The following is an 18,366-nucleotide window of genomic DNA, read 5'->3' as shown; positions in this document are numbered from 1 at the left end:
CGTCATCGTAATTTTAGTTAAAAATACTGAACCCAGACAGGTTAATTGCCTTTATTCTTGATAAATAGGTATTTCCACATAACTGTCATTGTACCACTTGATTTCCAGCGGCTCGCCGGAATCTTTTATCGTCTCGTCACTCACATCCTTTCCTGAACCGTAATTGATCTGCCAGTTCGGGTTTTTATTAACGCCGACAAGCAGAACAAGCTTGCTTCCCTTGACGATTTTTTTGCTCATAAACATTGAATTTATAATAGGAATCTGCTCAGTTTTTCCCGGGGTAAGAAGCTGCCGCACTTCATTGTTTTTTGCATAACTGGCTCTAACCATGTGGGTAGACAGTAAAAAAGTTTTGCCGTCCGGCTGTATCTGATACAAAGACATATCCGTATCAAAATCCTTTTTATTGATGGAAACATTGAAGAATCCACCCGGATTTCCGCTGATGATCATGTCTTTGTCCAGTACCTCACTCTCAAAATAAACCGAGTTGGTGGTTTTTACGCTGTCTGTTTTGCTTACTTTATGATAGGTTTCTTTCTCATCACGTTTTTTAAAGTCAACAATTTGTGTAGTAAAGCTTTTCCCGGCAGGCTGTTTAAAAACTGATGTCTTATTTTTATGATCCTGCAGATAAAAATTGATAGATGAAGTATGCATTTTTTCAAGGGTAGGAGCATGTTTCCATGTATTCGTACTCATCACCTGGAAATTAATCCTGTCTCTTAAAAGAGCAGGCTTTTTACCATTTTTCAGAATATAATCGAACCAGGAAAAAGCAAGGTCATCAATACTTATTCTCGCTACCGGATCTATGGTAGTACCATTTACAGAAGTAAAGCCGTAGCTTTGGGCGCCTCCATGATTGTACGGGCCGATAACCAGATAGTGATTGGCATTTTTGTTATACTGATGATGCGCTTTAAAATACGATAAGGCCCCGATTTGGTCGTCATCATAATATCCGGTAGTCGTCAGGATCGGAATATTGATATTGGCGAAATCTTCTTTATACGGAACCATTTTGTGCCAGTAGTCATCGTATGCAGGGTGATCCAGCCATCTCTGGAATATTTTGCTGGGCTTGCCGCTGATGGTATCCAGAGCTCTGAATGATTTTCCGCTTTTGTACCATTCGGAGAATACAGATTCCCATTTGGTGAAATTATTGAAATCTGCCTCATCAGTAAGTTTGTTGTTCGTTACATATTGAATCCACTGCAGCATATAGCTCATAAAGATATTATTCTGGGCAGGGTAGTCTATACCGATTCCTACGGCTACCTGCGGAACAATGGTCTTAAGGGCCGGATGTAATTTTTTCACCGCTGCCCACTGGCTGAACCCAAGGTAGCTTCCGCCGATCATCCCGACAGATCCGTTACTCCATGGCTGCTTGCTCACCCAGTCGATGACTTCATAAATATCCTGGGATTCATGTTCAAAAGGGTTGTTCTCATCATTGCTGTTCCGTTTCCCGCGGGTATTTACTACAGCGCCTACATAATTGTAAACCGCAGCTCTTTTCCCGAAAAAAGGATCGAATGCACCGGCGTAGATATTATTGGTAAGAATCACCGGAAGCGGGGACATATTTTCTTTTTTTCGGACTATGGTGATTGTCAGTGTATTTCCGGCTTTTGTTTTGAGATCTTTAGTCTCAATAATGAACTTTTCCCGGTCCTTAGCCGCAATTAACTCCATAATCTGAGGTTTGAGGCTGGAATACGTCTTATAGTTCAGATAGCTTTTACATAAAGCCAGGGCAGAAGCGTAATCTATACTGTCCTTATCTTTCTGCTTGTTGAGCGCTTCGGTCATGATCCTTTTTGAATCCCGGACATCCCCATCCACACCAATACCTACTTTGGTAATCAGCTTATCCGAAAGACTTCCGTATTTTTTATTAAATGCTTTTTCAAGGGCATCGTGAAATGAGGTTTTATCTTTTTGTTCATTCAGTTTGGCCAGGCTGTAAAATTCGTGGACAATGAGTTTATTACCGGCCATATTGTGATCTGCAAATGCCTTCCGGTGATCGGCAAGCGTGGCGACAGATTTTTTATAGTCTCCGGCAACAATCTGCAGGCGGTATAAATTGTCTGTAAAGACGGTGCGGTTTATTTTTTTCAGTTTCAGCATCTGGGGCTGGGTCATCAGTTTAGAAGCAAGCAGCGGCATCTGTTTTTCCAGCACGGCAGAATCCGTAACGGCTGTTTTAGGAAAGTAAAACTTCTGCGCATGCATCAGATTGACAAATATTAATGCTAAAAGTATCTTAATTTTCATGATATGGTATGTTTTTAGCTGTGTAGAATGAGGATTAATTCAAAATATTTTATGATAATTCGAGATTGATGCGATTTCAATTTTTAATATGCTAAAGTAATCAATTTTTATCATGAAATAGTGAAATGTCTTAAATGGGTATTTTAGATGAATAAACCTTTTAAAACTTGCTTAAACAATAAGTTTTTAATATTTTCGTTAACTTATATAGACTAATTTTTTTATTCAAAAAAGAATGAATTCAAAAAAAATCCTTCTCTCAGCTGCCGTGCTTTATTTCGGAGTTTCCGAAGCGCAACAGTCGCAGTACTTTACACAAAAAGAAAATTACAGGTTCAATCTCGCAGAAAATCTTTATCAGACCAAAATATACAACGCTTCCCAGTTCGAATATGCCAGACAGTATTTCTATAACCAGAATTTGTCTAAATCGAGAAAGGAAGCGGCACAATTTTTTGATAATGTGATCGGGGTCATTCTGCAGAAGAACCATGCGGAGGAAGGACTGACAGCCTTCATGAAAGAATATCCTAATTCGGCCTATTTTGCCCAGGCTAATCTTCCGTTGGCGGACTATTATTTAGCGAAAAAAGATTTTGAAAAAGCTCTGGAGACTTTGAAAAAAGTAAATCAGTATCAGCTTTCGAAAGAAGAAAATACACAGTATATTCTGAAGCTAGGGTACGCCAAATTCATGATGGGGGATACCAAAGGTGCAACCGATGCCCTGGAAGAAGCCTATAAAACAGCAGACGAATCTCAGAAAGGAGATATTGCCTATATGCTGGGCCACCTGTATTACTCGAACAGACAGAGTGATAAGGCTTTCCAGTACTTTGATTCTGTGAAAGACCAGCCGAAATTCTCCAAACTGGTACGTCCGTATTATGTACAGATGTATTACAACGACAAGAACTACGACCAGGCGATTACGGAAGGAACCGCTCTTCTGAACGAAGATATTTCCGATGCCTATAAAGCGGAAGTCCACAAGATCATCGGGGAGAGTTATTTCATGAAGAATGATTATAATTCGGCTTATCCGCATTTAAAAGATTATCTGAATGTACAGCAGAATCCTTCTGAGAATGATTTGTATGAAATGGGATTTGTGGCTGCACAGCTTAAAAAATATGATGAAGCGGTTTCTTATTACAACCAGCTTATCAACAGCAATTCCGCGCTGGCTCAGAATGCTTACTACCAATTAGGAAATGCTTATCTGGCGGTAGATAAAAAGCAGGAAGCCCTTTCGGCATTCCGTTCTTCTTACCAGATGGATTATGATGCGAAGGTTAAAAAACTGGCCCACGAGCAGTATGCAAAACTGGGGTATGATATTGGGAATCCGTTTGAAAACCCGTCTGCGGTGATCCAGAGTTATATCAATGACAATCAGAATGATGCCAATGCTCCGGAAATGAGATCACTTCTTGTGAAATCCTATCTGTATTCCGGAAACTATAAGGAAACCCTGAACGCAATCGACAGGCTGCAGAATTCAACACCTGAGATCAATAAAGTAGATCAGGAGGTTTCTTACTTATTAGGAACAGAGGAATTCAATAAAGGAAATTATGATGAAGCGGAAACCTACTTCCTCAGAAGTTTAGGATTTAATATCAACAAAGAATTTTATAACAGGGCTTTATACTGGTTAGGACAGGTATATTACCAGAAAGGAAATTATCCTTCCGCGATTGCCCGTTATGAGAAACTTCTCAACGAAACCTTCCCTGAGAAACAGCAGCTGCCTTACGATTTAGGGTATGCTTATTTCAAAGCCAAAAAATTCGATCAGGCACAGACCTATTTCAAACAGTACCTGACCAATCCGAAACCTGAATTCAAAAATGATGCGGAGCTTCGTCTGGCAGATATTCATTATGCCAACAATGACCTGAATGAAGCAATTGCCATTTATGATAAGAATGAAGATGCTACGGATTATACTTTATACCAGAAAGCAATGGCTTTAGGATTTAAAGGTGATACTCAGGCCAAAATCAACAATTTAAAAAATCTTTTATCCAAATATCCTTCCTCCGAGTACTATGACGATGCCCAGTATGAAATGGGTACGGCTTATGCGGCTCAGGATGATTTTGCCAACTCCAATGATGCTTTTGCAAAAGTGATTAAAACATCTTCTGATAAAGATCTTATCGCAAATGCTTCCATTTACAGGGCACAGAATTATATTGACCAGAACCAGAGTGATAAAGCACTTTCTGAGCTTAAATCTTTAGGTGAGCAGTATAAAAATACCGCATACGCAGAAAAGATCGTTCAGGCGGCAAAACCTATTTTCACGAAAAACGGCGATGTATCCGGGTATGAAAGCTTCGCAAAAAATATCGGGGTGAATGTGGATGCAGCGGAGATAGATGAAATCAACCTTTCCACCGGAAAACAATATTTCACGAAGAAAGATTACAAAAATGCCATTTCTTACTACGAGAAATATTTAACACAGAATCCTACCGGAGAAGGCCTTTACCAGGCTAAATACGAGTTGGGGGAAAGTTACTACCAGACCAATAATGCTACAAAAGCACTTCTTGTACTTCAGGAGGTAGCCGCTGTACAGAATGATTATCAGGATGATGCCCAGACCCGTCTGGCTCAAATCTTTACAACACAGGGGAATACAGCGGAAGCGAAAAAGTATCTTGAGAACATCAGAAACTCTTCGGATATCAACATCAGAAACTACGCGAATGTAGAGTTGATGAAGCTATATGCGAACGAGAAAAACTTCTCGCAGGCAGAAAAGCTGGCTGATGCAGTGATCGCCAATACGAAAAACTCTTCAGCTGTTATTGAAACGGCGAAAGTGATCAAAGCAAGAAGCCTGATGAATTCCGGGAAGGATAAAGATGCACAGTCTGCCTATACTTCTCTGGAGAAATCGTCCAATACCGCTGTAGCGGCGGAAGCTCTTTATGCCAAAGCCTATTATCAGAATAAAGGAAAGGCCTTCAAGTCTTCCAATGAAACGATCTTTAAACTGGCCAACAATTATGCCTCCGAAGATTACTGGGGTGCAAAAGCGCTGGTGCTGATGGCGAAAAACTATGTAGGGCTAAAAGATAATTACCAGGCGAGTTATACCTGCGATCAGATCATCGAGAACTACAAAGACTTCCCGGAGATCGTAGCAGAAGCAAAAGAGGTTAAAAAGCAGATTAAAAAGTAAAGTGTATAAAGTATAATGTAAAATGTACCATGTAAAATCTACAACGTTCAGTAAATACATTATACATCCGACATTATACATTAATACAAATATTGAACAATGAACAGAAAAATTCAATTATTATCCATATTATTTTTAGGGTTTTCGCAGTTTGCGTTTTCCCAGATCAAGGAGGAAAAGCTGATTCTTAACAAGAAGCGGGAGCCTGAAGTGAGGAAGATTGAGAAGAAGAAGACTTCTGTGGAAACCATTAAGAATTATCCGCCGGAAGAGAAATCCCAGAATCCTGTAAAGTATACCATTACGGATGTGCCTGCGGTTTCGGATTTTAAAACGTCTACCATTCAGGGGCAGGATGTAACTCCGAAATTTGACGGAACGGCTCAGAATAATTATCTGCAGTTCGGAATGGGTAATTTCGGCAAGATCCTTGCGGATGCCAATATTTCTAAAACGCTTGAGAACAAGCTGGAAGTAGGGGCAGATTTCCATTTCCTTTCTACATTAGGTCTGAAAAAAGAGTATGCATGGGATTCCAAGCAGAGTTCTACGGCCATCGGAGCCTACTTGAATTCATACGGTGAAAAAGGAAAATTTAACCTGAATGCGCAGTACGGACTGGATAATAACAGATATTACGGGATTTATGCGCTGGAGCCATCTGCAGATGTTGATCTGAAGCAGCGGGTGAATCAGTTCAAGGTAAACGGGTACTATGATTTCTATTCCAATGAGATTTTAAATGATGTGAGGGTAAAATCATCGTTCCTGAAAGATCATTTTGATGCACAGGAAAACCAGGTGTCCATTTTGGCGAATCTTTCCAAGCATGCGGTAGAGATCGGAAAATCGGGGATCAATTTAAATGCAGACTTAGGCGTTGGATTGGAAGCTGTGAAATCAGAATTTGCGATCAGGGATAAAAATTCATCCAACTTTTTTAATACCACTCTTGACCCTAAAGTAACGTTCAGAAAAGGGGATTCATACTTAATGCTGGGATCTACATTTTCTTTCCTGAATGCTAAAAATTCAAGCGATGTGATAGGCGGGGAGGTGAAAAACAATAAGACTTACTGGTTCCCGCAGGCGGAATTCCAGTTTGCTGCCGCTAAGGAATTTAAGTTCTACGGTGGGGTAGACGGAGGTCTGAAGCTGAATACATACGGTGATCTTCTGCAGGCCAATCCATTCATCCTGTCTGACCAGTTTTTAAAGCCTACCGAAACCAAATATCACTTTTATATAGGTTTGAGAGGTGACATTGATGAAACCTTCAAATACGATTTCTCTGCCGGTTACGGAAAGGTGAACAATATTATGTTCTTCCAGGGAAACAACCTGTTTGATAATACCTACACCCTGAACCGTTCTGCCTATAACTTTGCCAATACATTCTCAGCAGTATATGATGACGGAAATGTAAGTGATATCAAAGGGAGCGTACAGTATTTCCCGCTTGAAAATTTAGTTTTAGACGGAGAGGTAAGGTTTACAAAATACGATCTTAAAAATTACGAGGATATTTACAACGTTCCTTTGGTGAACGCCAGTATCGGCGCAAAATATACCATGCTTGACAAAAAGCTATTGTTAGGTTTCAAAGGAATTTTTGCCAGCGACAGAACCACGAATTCTTTTGCCCTCGAAGGGGTAGCAAATCCGGATCTGGTGTACCAGTCTACAGAAAACAGGAATGATAAAGTAGGAGGCTATGCAGATCTAAATCTTTCTGCGGAATACAAATTCCATAAGAACTTCAGTGTGTTTGCCATCGGAAACAATCTTCTGAACTCCAATTATCAGACCTACAAAGGCTATAAAGTCCTGGGAGCGCAGGTTCTGGGAGGTGTGAAGATTACGTTCTAGGTAAAAATCTATAAAAAATATAAACCTTACATTCCGGTGTGAGGTTTTTTTATTTTATGCAGTGAATTAATGACCTGAAAAATACTTATATTAAAACCTTGATCTTTAATTATTTGTATTAAGCAAAATCATTAAATAAGCTTTTCTTTGCAGATATTTTTAGAATTAAGCTTTTATAGACTCGATAAATTGTAAAAAAATCAGTATTTTCGCAGTCTTAAATGCGTTTTAGAGCTTAAGTATATCGTTTTTATAACTCATATACTCTCTAACTCTAAAACCCAAAAAGCCGGCTGCATAGTTTAATGGATAGAACTTCGGATTTCGGCTCCGACAGTGAGGGTTCGAATCCTTCTGCGGTCACAATGCTTAATGGACAACCTGCTGTTTTCAGTGGGTTGTTTTGTTTTTCCAAACTTATAGTAAATAAACAACGGCTAGAACCTCGCCTCGGAAGCTTCTTAGAATTTTTTTAGTTCTGGAAAATTTAATTAATGGATTTACAATAACAGAGAAATGCTGGAGAGAAGAAAAAGTAAACCTTATTTCTTTGAAGAAAACAAAAATTTTGTGTAATAGTTTTAATATTTTAATTTTGTGAATACCATAAACTAATAAACACATGAAAAAATTTTTAGATGAGGTTTTTAAGCCTTATTTTTTTGCGACATTTCTTATAATACTTGCAGCATATTTAAAGATAGATGAGAACATTAAATCATTGACAAACTGGTTTTCTGACAATACGAACAGCTTTATCAATTTTTTCAGTAGACAACTATCTTTGTGGCAAATTATAATATGTTTTGGAATAGCATATTTGATATCCAGAATCTATAAGTCATTTGCATCTAAAAATTCAAAGCAAGAAAGAAAAATGCTCAAAGCGATCAAAGTTTTTCCAAAATATCATGAAGCCAACTTTGATACGGGAGATAGATTTTTGATTAAGTTCAAATTGTCGGTTTTAGATGAAGAGTACATTTTTGATAAGTTAACACCGTACTGTTCTAACTGTAATCCATCGCCTATTATGATGTCTAAATATGGATACGGGGACTTCATCTGTAGCTGTGGTAGGAATTTAAACTATGAGCATCTCAAACATATAAAAAGTAGAATTTTAACAGAAGTTGAAAAGCGTGAAAATTAATTTTGCATGACTGCCTCTGAGTATATCGAAATACGATCCTCTTACCCATGAAATGGAGCTACACTTTATAGCTCTAACACCCTTGTTTATGGGTTACTGTGAAGATGTAATATTTGGTGAAGAAATTGAGGATCTCCGGCATTACTGCTATCACTTCTACAATGACAACTACACTTCACATCTATACCAAAAACTATCCTTCCGTATTGAAAGACTGTACAAAGAAATAGACAGCATAGAATATCCGGGTTTATCTGATGGCTTTGCCAATCTCCTTATTTACCTAAAGAACCTATAGTCCGGGAAAACGATGAGCAATATCAAAAAGAAAATTACGATTTCTGGAGAGAGAAAGTCTGCCTGGATCCGGAGCTTACAAAGTGGGGAAGTTTCCTTAAATATGTTAGTCTAAGTTGATAGACAGTGAAGAAAGCTTGGATCAAGGACGTGGATAAGGTGCAAGAGGAAGTCAATTTTGAAATTAAGAAAGATGCAAGTGTAGATTTGAAAAAGTAAGTCTTATTTCTTGGAAGAAATTAATTATCAATCATCATACTTAGAAGTCGTACTTTTCCTATATTTGAAAAAAAACTTATATTATGAATAATGAACCTATTTTGATTTTCCAAGAGTTAACATTAAAAGGGTATTTAGAAACACAAGAATACATCAAAAGAGTAAATCTTAACATTAAAATTGGAACAGATAAAGATAAAATTAAAGAAATGTCTAAATCATTCCGCAAAATGCTTAATTCTGATTTAGAGAAGATTTTTTTAACACTTCAAGATGGAACCTACGATGAAACAATAGAAGGTTTTTTTTCAAATATAGATTTTCAAGAAATATACGATAACTTTTTAATGTATTACGATAAAGAAGTAGAGGGTTTATTGTACTAAACAATTAAAGTACTGATATTTTGGAGCACTAAGTGGTGTTGTGGTTTTTAAGAATGCTTTATGTTATATATGTGAGAATCAAAAATTAATAATTATGTATATAGAATTTACTATTATCAACCCAAAGCCATATGAAAATGATTTTGAAAAAGCAGCTTGGGAAAGAGCAGAAGGAGAAATAAAGCAAAGAATATGGAAAATCTTAGATATCGAAGATTTAAAAGGTCTGCATTTACATGTAGAAATAGATATGCAAAACAATAATGCAAAATTGAAAAGCACTGGAATCCCAGAAGATAAAATTAATATTGCGCAGAATATTTTTAAAAAACTATCATAATAAAGCCCCTTAATTGGGGCTTTATTATTTCTTAAGTGCTAACTCTTTTCCTTCAACTAGGAAATAGTTTAATATATTTGCCAAAACGTAATAATTATGAATCACGGTCAGGAAGACAAAGAATTAGATTTAATAAAATTGGCAAAAAATGTCGGGATTATAATCATTGTTATATGGATAATTTCTTTGCTTGTTTTAGGCTTTATAGTAGAAAACGGCAATCTAATAGGTGATTCTTTTGGGGCAGTGAACGCTTTGTTTTCGGGTTTTGCATTAGCCGGAATTATCCTAACTATTTTAATGCAAAGGGAAGAGCTTAAAATGCAACGAAACGAGCTAAAACTTACACGTGAAGAAATGCAGCTAACTAGAGAAGAGTTTATTACTCAAAATAGTACTTTGAGTAAACAGCAATTTGAAAATACATACTTTCAAATGATAACATTATTCCAAAATATAACGAACCAAACAAAAATTAATGAAAGTGGCTTAATATATGAAGGGCGAGAGGCCATAGATTTTGTGCTTAGACAATTTCATGCATATTGCTCTAACAAGGCCCATTCGGATAGCTTAAAAGAAAGAAGGGAGCTATTAGACCGACATAGATATAAGGATGTACTTCAATTTGAAGAAATTATGCATGAATTTAACAGAATAGATTTTAGATACAAAAATTATATCTATCATTATTTTAATTCCTTTTTCCACATACTAAAGTTAATTCATTCTACAGATAATATTGACAAAAGATTTTACGTTTCCATAATCAGTTCAATGCTTTCAAAATCTGAAAAGGTCATTTTTCTTTATAAGTCATTTCAGACAAAGGAAGTTGACGATTTCTTGACCTTAGCAATTCAATACGATTTGTTTGTTGATATTGATGATAGCCTAATCATAAACGATTCAATTTCGCACCAATTAGCAAATGAGACCACAAATCTGTATTCACGATAATTGTAACGTTGATTAAAAATATTACGTTATTTCAATTCTACAAAGAATGACCTCTGCGTCCTGTTTTGTAGAAGGCTGAACAATCTGTTTAAATATTATTCCAGTCTTGGGTGATGCACCCGTTATTGTTTTGTCCTTGTGGACCGTCAGAGAGTTCCAAATATTCTCCGTAAGTTCTTTCTGGTAGTTGGTGCAGAAAGTTTTTCCAGATGCATCACGGATTGTATCTTTTTCGTAACCTTTTTCAGTAAGGAAGTTGTAAAAATTAAAGTTTTCCATGTGTTAGGCTTTTAAATTATTTTTTTGAAGAAGCAGATGAGCCGCTCCCGAAAATCATTCCGCATCCTAAGATGTAACCTAAATTATACCATCCACCATTATTATTAGCCTCGTATATTCCTACATAATCACTGAACAGGCTAATAATAAATGTGATTGGGGAAATAATGCCATGCCATGACTGATAGAGCGATCATTTTGATTTAAATGACCTTCAAAGGGTCATCGCTATTGTACATGTAAGCTGCTCAGAATTTTGTTAATTCAGTTCCGAAAAATTTTTATTAATTAAAATTTACAATAACGAATAAATGCCCAATAGAAGGAAAATTATGCTTTAAAATAAAATCAAACATTTGTGAATTATAAAGTGCACAATTTATTTTTCACACAATGAAGAATTTATGTATATTTAGACTTGAAAAAATTAAAATTTAAGCATGAAAAATTTCAAAAAAATTTCAAGAGAGAATTTAAAAACAATTAAAGGATCTGGTACTCCAATGGTGTGCCCGGCAAAACACTATCTGAAATGCGAGTCTATATACGTTTGTGATCCGGACCAGGGCATTTACGACTGTGTATGTTCTTGCATACCATTTGGATCATAAAAATAAACACCCTGACTAAAGGGTGTTTTTTTAGATATTAATACCATTTCATTTCAAAGCACTGCAATCACTGTTTAAAAATATGGCCGGATTATCTGTTGAGTAGGGTTGAATTAAAAGTTACTATGTATTCGGAATTTCCCTCATTGCTGATATGAAGTTTAAAAGTCACTATGAAATTAGTTTTAAAAATATTTAAGTTTGTTGGTAAACTTATAGCAGCAGTTCTGATATTAATACTGTTCTTAGGCTTAGGATACCGGCTGTTTAGTCCAAAACCGTTTCCTCCCGGTAAATTAGTCAACGTTAATGGCACCGATATTCATGTAAGGGTAGAGGGTGAAAAGAAATCTTTACCTACAATTATTATTGAAGCCGGTGCGCAGAGTAATACAGATATGTTACATTGGATAGCGGAAGGTTTAAAAAATAATACCAGGGTTATACGGTATGACAGGCAAGGAAAATGGTTCAGCGAATCGGGTAATAATGATAATTTATCCCCTGAATTTTATGCTCATCAGCTGCATGAATTATTAGAAAAAATTGGCGAAAAACCACCTTACATTTTGGTAGGGCATTCTATGGGAGGGCCTTATAGTAGGATATTTATGGATCTTTATCCAAACGAAGTTGAAGGAATCGTTTTTATAGATTCCAGCCATCCTGAACAGTGGAAGCGGTTAGCTCAAAAAGAACTGGTCCCTGACGGGCAGGCAAAATTATTAAAAGTAGGATCTCTGCTTGCAGATCTTGGTATTTTGGGCATTTATGATAAAACACTTGGTAAGCCGGTATATCAGGGTGACGGTTTACCCAAAGAACTGTATAGCCGTTCACGAGCTTTGACTTTTAATTCCGGAGATGTGTACCGGATGTTTTTAAGAGAGAATGAATTAACGAATAAAGTCCTGATGCGGGCTGGTAAAGCAAAGAACTTAGATTCATTGCCGGTCCTGGTATTTACTGCTACCGAACAGTATAATCAATTCCAAAAAGAAAAATACCGAAAACAAGGAATTGATCCTGAGAAACAGGTTCACTTATGGTTTGATATGCAAAAAGAACTGAAAGAGCTGTCTTCTAATGGAAAACAAATTATTATGGATGCAAATCATGGTAGTATCATTACGGAAAAAAAGAACGCTGATATTATAAATAAAGAGATTAATTTACTGGCTGAAAAGGTTGGAAAGAAAAAATAGATCCTTATCTGTAAGTATGAAAAAATCCTCACTTGAGGATCTTTTTTTATACAAAATATTTTGAGTATGACCATCTGTCGGTATTGCTCTTTGGCCATTCTATTTTAAATATGTCCCAAATTCGGGACGATATTTATTTCAACATCACATATTTTTTTACGATATTCAATTAAATTCCCTAAATTTAAGAAAACTTATATCATGAAAACTGGAATCATTACTATAGATCCGGGGTATGGTGGTATGCAATATGTGGGCGGCTCCGATGTACATCAGAGGGCTTCTGCCTTGGGAGATCTTCAAAACAGCTTCACTCCTGAAATCAGTATTTTTCTTGCTGATCAACTGAAACTATTAATACATCACGAAATTTTTATAGGGGATACTTACAATGTATTATTTACCAGTAAAGTCAGGTACAATAACGATCCGTTGGGTTGACGATCACAAATTGCAATATCTTAACTGATTAAAAAATCATAATAACGGCTGTGGCCTTAAATCATCTGAAAGACTGAAGTTTTTCGGGCTGTAATGTATGCCCAACATTAATATTACCCAAACGGGTAATTGACAGGACCGCATATAATTCCAAAATTTGTGATGATATAATCCCTGAGAATGAATATCTGCAGAAACACGTGGGAAGATGAAAGAAGTTGAAATGTAAGAATTCTTTATTCTCAATCATAGAAAAAAACTAATTAAACTTAAAATTCTAACCATGAAAACGTTTATTACCCTATTGCTGTTGAGCTTTTTAAGCTTTTCAAATGATTTGTATGCAGCTATTCCTCCTGTTATTGATTCTGTGGATCAGCAAACGAATCAGACTACTGCAAAGCCTCAGGATGCACCTCCTAAAAAAGAGGTACAGAAACCTCAGCCTGACCCCACCTTGATGACCGCTTATGAATACCAGAAGAAAAATCCGAAAATTCTTTATGAGAAGAAAGGTAAGAGCTTTGAGGCTTCATTCTGGATCTCATTTTTATTGATCTGGATTGCAGGAATTGCCCTTCTGATGAAAACAGCATTATGCCGGGATTTGAGTTATTCACCTGAAGGAAACGGTTTAAAACCGGTAACAGAAAGACCCTACAGTTTTGCGAGAATGCAGGTGTTTTGGTGGACTATGATTATTTTATCCTGTTACCTGTCATTCTATATTTACACCGGGTTTTTGGTAGCACTTACTCCAAGCGCCGTTATTTTATTGGCAGGAGGCCTTGGGGTTTCTGTTCTCGGAGATACCATGAATAAGGCACAGATGAAAGACAACACTAATCCTGTTCGTCTTCGGCATCAGGACATAAAAGATACGGAAGGATGGCTTACGGATATACTTTCCGATGAAGGAGGCGTCAGTATTCACAGGTTTCAGTGCCTGGTTTTCAACCTTGTTTTCGGGATTGCTTTTGTGTTTACATTCAGAGATAATGTGATCGCAGAAATATTTCCGTTTCTTGAGTTTGAAACCTGGCAGCTTACCTTATTGGGGGCAAGTGCAGCAGGATATTTAGGCTTTAAGTTAGGTGAGAATGGTAAGGAAACAAAAGATGAGCGTGAAGTGGAAGCGGTAAGGGAAGTGCTTAAAAAGCATAACATAAATCCTAATGCACTTAGAGCAACGAATGGTATAAATAGCTTACAGAATTCTTCAGAAGAGTTCAAAGGTCTGTCTGACAATTTTTTAAAGCTGGCAACAAAGCTGGTAGATGAGAGAAAAATTCTTTCGGAACAATAGAGCCGATCGGCTGCAGAGCTGATTGATTTTCAATTTTTACGCATTATTTCTAATGTTCAGGTGATGTTGCTTTAGACGGTATTCAGTGTGATTCCATTTATGCTTTACCCCTGATTAACGAAAGAGTAGCAGTTAATGTAACGTTTAAACCTCAATAAAAGGGACAGACAACTTACAGAGGTTATTAATGTAAAACCTTGCAGGTGATATTTGAAAGAAAAAATAGGCCGGGATAATCGGTTTTTATTCCTGCAAAATTATAGTACCATTACTTTGTAATATTAATTTTTTTTATAAAACAACCATGAATACCGGAAAACAACTATTAGAAACAGCCGGGAAACATATTGGAGAAAAATATGTTTTCGGCGCCATTGTACCTTTTGAAAATGCAGGTTACAAAGGTCCCTGGGATTGTGCGGAATTTATTTCCTGGATTGTATACCAGGTGACAGGAATTAAAATAGGAATAAGAGGACTGGAAGCCTATACAGGATACTGGGCTAAAGATGCAGCAGCTTTCTGCAGAAAAATAACAGTTAACGAAGCTTCTCAAACTTATGGTGCTATTGTATTCCGGTCACCCGGCTACAAAGGAATAAAAATAGGGCATATTGCATTCAGTGACGGCAAAGGCGGGACGGTAGAAGCTAAAAGCGCAAGGGAAGGAGTATGCGAAAGTACCATTGATGGCAGGGCATGGGAATATGGTCTTTTGATTAATGGAGTGGATTATGAAACCAATTCAAAACTGGTTGCTGATTATCATATTCCGCCATTGAATTTTTATGTCAAATCACCACTCATGAAGCATGCTATTGTTGAGGATACCAAAAAAAGACTTTCCAGACTTAATTTATATCATGGGGTTATCAATGATATATATGATGAGGAAACCGCCAAAGCCGTAGCCAATTATCAGAATATAAAAGGGCTTGTGGTAGATGGTGTATTGGGCAAAGATACTCTGAAGTCCCTTCAGGTGCGGCAGTATACGTCCATTGAAAAAAACATGCTCTGGTTCAAACAAAATTTTGAAGCCAAAATAAAAGCAAAACTGGCAGGAACTCCTTTCGATCTCTATCTCATGATGGCCATTGCCTATCAGGAAACCGGCTATGTCTGGAGTAAGATGATAGGCAAAACTACAGTAGACGATTTACTGATGTGCTGTACCGGAGACACCCTTGATGCACCCAACAGAAGCGCTTTTCCCACGGATAAAGCTGCTTTGATAGCCCATCAGGACGGGGATAAAATGTTCCTGATTGCCCGGGAAGCTCTGAAAAATGTAGGACGCTGGGAAGCTGCCTACAAAAAGCTTTACGATACCAAACCTGATAAATTTTGCCATGGCTATGGTATTTTTCAGTACGACCTGCAGTTCTTTAAAACGAACCCCGGTTTTTTCCTCAATAAAGAATGGGGAAACATTGATAAAGTCATTGAAATGGCCGTGAATGAATTAAAAGCGGCACAAAACAGGATTCCTTCCTACCGGGGCAAAACCACACTTACCATTACAGAACAGATCTATGTGGCCATTGCGTACAATAAAGGTACGGCCGATATCACCAAAGGCTTTAAGCAGGGATACCGGAATGATGCCGGAAAATATTACGGCGAACTGGTTTACGAATACTACCTGCTTGCTTCGGCCTTGTAATGGATGAATCTGAGTGGCTGCAATCCGGCCGGCCGGATGTTACTAAATAGCCCTGTCAAGGTTTTAAACCTTGACAGGGCTATTTTTTTCCGTTAAATACTCAGTTTTTGGCGCTATTGGCTTATAAATTGATGTCAGAAGATGTATCATATTTCTCAACCATCCATGACCAGACTGCTTGTAATTTTAATGTTGTTTTTAAATGGCTTATTCCTCATAAAAGCACAGGAAAGAAAAGACTCACTGTATTATAAAATTGAAAATTTTTCAGATAAAAGGAAAGTGACCAAATTCATCCACCGCTTCATATTCCGGCGGGAGGCGGATTCTGCGTCTGTCAGGACAACAACGGAGAAGCTTTCGCAGGAAACTCATCATGGGAAACACATCAGAAATATCAGGATAGAAACCATTGACCCGTTTGGATACGGTTCGGAAGAGAAAAAAGAAAAATCCAACTGGTATGACTGGTTCACCAATCATCTTCATGCCAATACAAGAAATTCAACCGTTAATAATTATCTGCTTTTTAAGAAAGGGGAAGAATATAATGCCCAGAAGCTTTACGAATCCGAACGTTTGCTGAGGGCGATGCCTTTTATCAATAGGGTGAATATCAGCGTTTCGGACAGTACTTCCGGCAAGGATTCCATTGACGTGGTGGTCAAGGTGCTCGATTCCTGGAGCCTGAAGCCGAGACTAAGTTATTCCGGAAGCAAGATTGGCCTTGGAGTTACCGAAGAAAATGTATTGGGATTGGGGCATGAACTGAATCTGTTGTACAGAAACGATTCCAAAGAAAAGCAGGATTATCTTTTGGGAAGTTATACAGCCTACAACCTTTGGGGAACTTATATCAATGCCCAGCTTTTGGGAGAACGTGATTTTCTGAAAAATGAAAGGATCAATTTCAATGTCAAAAGAGATTTTTTCTCGCCGCTGACCAAATGGGCGGGAGGTTTTACTTTTGAATATTTTATGCGGAATGTATTTCTTCCTGTTGAAACAGACACAGGTACAGAAAACCGCTTTCCGGAAGTTCAGATTAAAGTCTACAGCCAGGATTTATGGGGAGGTTACCAGATTCCCATTTCATCAGGTGCCTCTGAAAAAGTGAATACCAATATTGCATTAATAGGAAGGTTTCAGAACTATCAGTATAAAGACAGCCCCGGAATAGATCAATATCAGTACTTCAGCTCTTACAGCAGTTTTCTGATGTCTGTAGGCTATATTCAACGGAATTTCTCCGTTCAGAAGAATATTTTTCAATATGATCTGCCGGAGGATATTGCTTACGGTAATTCGGCGAGCATTACGGCCGGAGCTTTATCAAGAAGTAATGACGTGATGCCCTATCTGGGCCTTTCCGCCTCGTACGGTAAATTTATAAAGGGAGGGTATTTCAATCTGAAAGCCCAGTTCGGAAGGTTTTTTAATGAAGACAGCCGTAACCGGGAATCTTTCCGCCTGGAAGGAACCTATTTTACAGACCTGATGGATTGGAAATTTGCAAAAGCAAGACATTTCTTTTCTCCTACGCTGGCTTTAGGAAACCCACAGCACAACTATTCTTACAAAGACAGGATCAATCTTACTTCTACAGACGAGTTTCCCGTATACGATGCAGATTATATAGGAACCAAAAAACTGGTTCTGAGGTATCAGCTTCAGCTATTTATCAATAAAACCTGGAAGAATTTCCACTTCAGCCCCTATTTAACTGCGGCAGTCGGTTGGCTGGGTATGCCTGATGACAAGCTTTTTAAGACGAACACAAACACAAAAATCGGGATCGGGGTGTTAATTAATAATCCGTTTCTGGTTTTCAACAGGATTCAGATTTCTTTCACTTATTATCCACGGGTGCCTTTCGACAATAATTCGGTTTTTGATTTTAACAGCAACCGCAATAATCTTCTGCCAATGAATAGCTTTGGTACCGATATCCCTCACTTTGTGAATTTTGGAAACTGATGGGGGAAATTGGAGAGAATGAGGCTTGGAGTTTGAAGCTGGAAGAGGGAAGTTAATGAAACCCGTAAGCAGAACTATGGTTGGGTTTGTTAATTTTTAAGATAACCTTCATCAGATTCGTGAGAATTGTTGAAAATTATAACCGGGATAACTTCCCTCTTCTGGC

The 18,366-nt window shown here is 37.6% G+C and carries 15 protein-coding genes and 1 tRNA gene; 14 read left to right on the top strand and 2 right to left on the bottom strand.

Features of this window, described 5'->3' with window-relative positions; translation table 11 throughout:
* Positions 1 to 51 precede the first annotated feature (51 nt).
* Entirely contained in the window at positions 52 to 2,292 is a 2,241-nt protein-coding gene (locus B7E04_RS16300; protein ID WP_080779568.1) for a CocE/NonD family hydrolase, read from the bottom strand.
* Positions 2,293 to 2,527: 235 nt separating this feature from the next.
* Between B7E04_RS16300 and B7E04_RS16295 the strand changes: the two genes are divergently transcribed.
* From B7E04_RS16295 to B7E04_RS16265, 8 genes are all read left to right on the top strand, one after another.
* A complete protein-coding gene (locus B7E04_RS16295; protein ID WP_080779567.1) occupies positions 2,528 to 5,491 on the top strand; it encodes a tetratricopeptide repeat protein in 2,964 nt (987 codons plus the stop codon).
* Positions 5,492 to 5,590: 99 nt separating this feature from the next.
* Complete coding sequence (locus B7E04_RS16290) at positions 5,591 to 7,360, top strand: TonB-dependent receptor (protein ID WP_080779566.1); 1,770 nt, start codon at positions 5,591 to 5,593, stop codon at positions 7,358 to 7,360.
* 291 nt (positions 7,361 to 7,651) lie between these two features.
* A tRNA-Arg gene (locus tag B7E04_RS16285) sits at positions 7,652 to 7,723 on the top strand.
* A 259-nt stretch (positions 7,724 to 7,982) separates the two neighbouring features.
* Positions 7,983 to 8,513 (top strand): hypothetical protein, encoded by a 531-nt coding sequence (locus B7E04_RS16280; RefSeq protein WP_080779565.1) that lies wholly within the window; start codon positions 7,983 to 7,985, stop codon positions 8,511 to 8,513.
* An 88-nt stretch (positions 8,514 to 8,601) separates the two neighbouring features.
* Complete coding sequence (locus tag B7E04_RS21990; RefSeq protein WP_139785422.1) at positions 8,602 to 8,811, top strand: hypothetical protein; 210 nt, start codon at positions 8,602 to 8,604, stop codon at positions 8,809 to 8,811.
* A gap of 301 nt (positions 8,812 to 9,112) precedes the next feature.
* Entirely contained in the window at positions 9,113 to 9,415 is a 303-nt protein-coding gene (locus B7E04_RS16275) for a hypothetical protein (RefSeq protein ID WP_080779564.1), read from the top strand.
* Positions 9,416 to 9,509: 94 nt separating this feature from the next.
* Positions 9,510 to 9,755: a hypothetical protein gene (locus tag B7E04_RS16270; protein ID WP_080779563.1), complete on the top strand. Its 246-nt coding sequence runs from the start codon at positions 9,510 to 9,512 to the stop codon at positions 9,753 to 9,755.
* A 96-nt stretch (positions 9,756 to 9,851) separates the two neighbouring features.
* Positions 9,852 to 10,715: a putative phage abortive infection protein gene (locus B7E04_RS16265; protein ID WP_080779562.1), complete on the top strand. Its 864-nt coding sequence runs from the start codon at positions 9,852 to 9,854 to the stop codon at positions 10,713 to 10,715.
* Between the two features lie 21 nt (positions 10,716 to 10,736).
* Here the strand turns inward: B7E04_RS16265 and B7E04_RS16260 are convergent, their stop codons facing one another.
* The gene (locus B7E04_RS16260) at positions 10,737 to 10,994 is read right to left on the bottom strand and encodes a hypothetical protein (protein ID WP_080779561.1); all 258 of its coding nucleotides are present in this window, start codon (positions 10,992 to 10,994) and stop codon (positions 10,737 to 10,739) included.
* Positions 10,995 to 11,434: 440 nt separating this feature from the next.
* Here B7E04_RS16260 and B7E04_RS22745 point away from each other — a divergent pair, with 440 nt between their 5' ends.
* From B7E04_RS22745 to B7E04_RS16235, 6 genes are all read left to right on the top strand, one after another.
* Positions 11,435 to 11,605, top strand: coding sequence for a bacteriocin-like protein (locus tag B7E04_RS22745; protein WP_449384831.1), 171 nt, complete (start codon positions 11,435 to 11,437; stop codon positions 11,603 to 11,605).
* Between the two features lie 173 nt (positions 11,606 to 11,778).
* Positions 11,779 to 12,810, top strand: coding sequence for an alpha/beta fold hydrolase (locus tag B7E04_RS16255; RefSeq protein WP_080779560.1), 1,032 nt, complete (start codon positions 11,779 to 11,781; stop codon positions 12,808 to 12,810).
* A gap of 201 nt (positions 12,811 to 13,011) precedes the next feature.
* Positions 13,012 to 13,251, top strand: a complete 240-nt coding sequence (locus B7E04_RS16250) for a hypothetical protein (protein WP_080779559.1) — start codon at positions 13,012 to 13,014, stop codon at positions 13,249 to 13,251.
* Between the two features lie 283 nt (positions 13,252 to 13,534).
* Positions 13,535 to 14,557: a hypothetical protein gene (locus tag B7E04_RS16245; protein ID WP_080779558.1), complete on the top strand. Its 1,023-nt coding sequence runs from the start codon at positions 13,535 to 13,537 to the stop codon at positions 14,555 to 14,557.
* Between the two features lie 304 nt (positions 14,558 to 14,861).
* Complete coding sequence (locus tag B7E04_RS16240; protein WP_080779557.1) at positions 14,862 to 16,223, top strand: peptidoglycan-binding protein; 1,362 nt, start codon at positions 14,862 to 14,864, stop codon at positions 16,221 to 16,223.
* 141 nt (positions 16,224 to 16,364) lie between these two features.
* Positions 16,365 to 18,200 carry a POTRA domain-containing protein gene (locus B7E04_RS16235; protein WP_228439966.1) on the top strand — a complete coding sequence of 612 codons (1,836 nt, stop codon included), beginning with the start codon at positions 16,365 to 16,367 and terminating at the stop codon, positions 18,198 to 18,200.
* The last annotated feature ends 166 nt before the right edge of the window (positions 18,201 to 18,366 follow it).

The organism is Chryseobacterium phocaeense (genome assembly GCF_900169075.1).
GTDB lineage: Bacteria > Bacteroidota > Bacteroidia > Flavobacteriales > Weeksellaceae > Chryseobacterium > Chryseobacterium phocaeense.
Note: the sequence above shows the minus strand (reverse complement) of the source record. Positions and strands in the feature narration are given on the sequence as shown.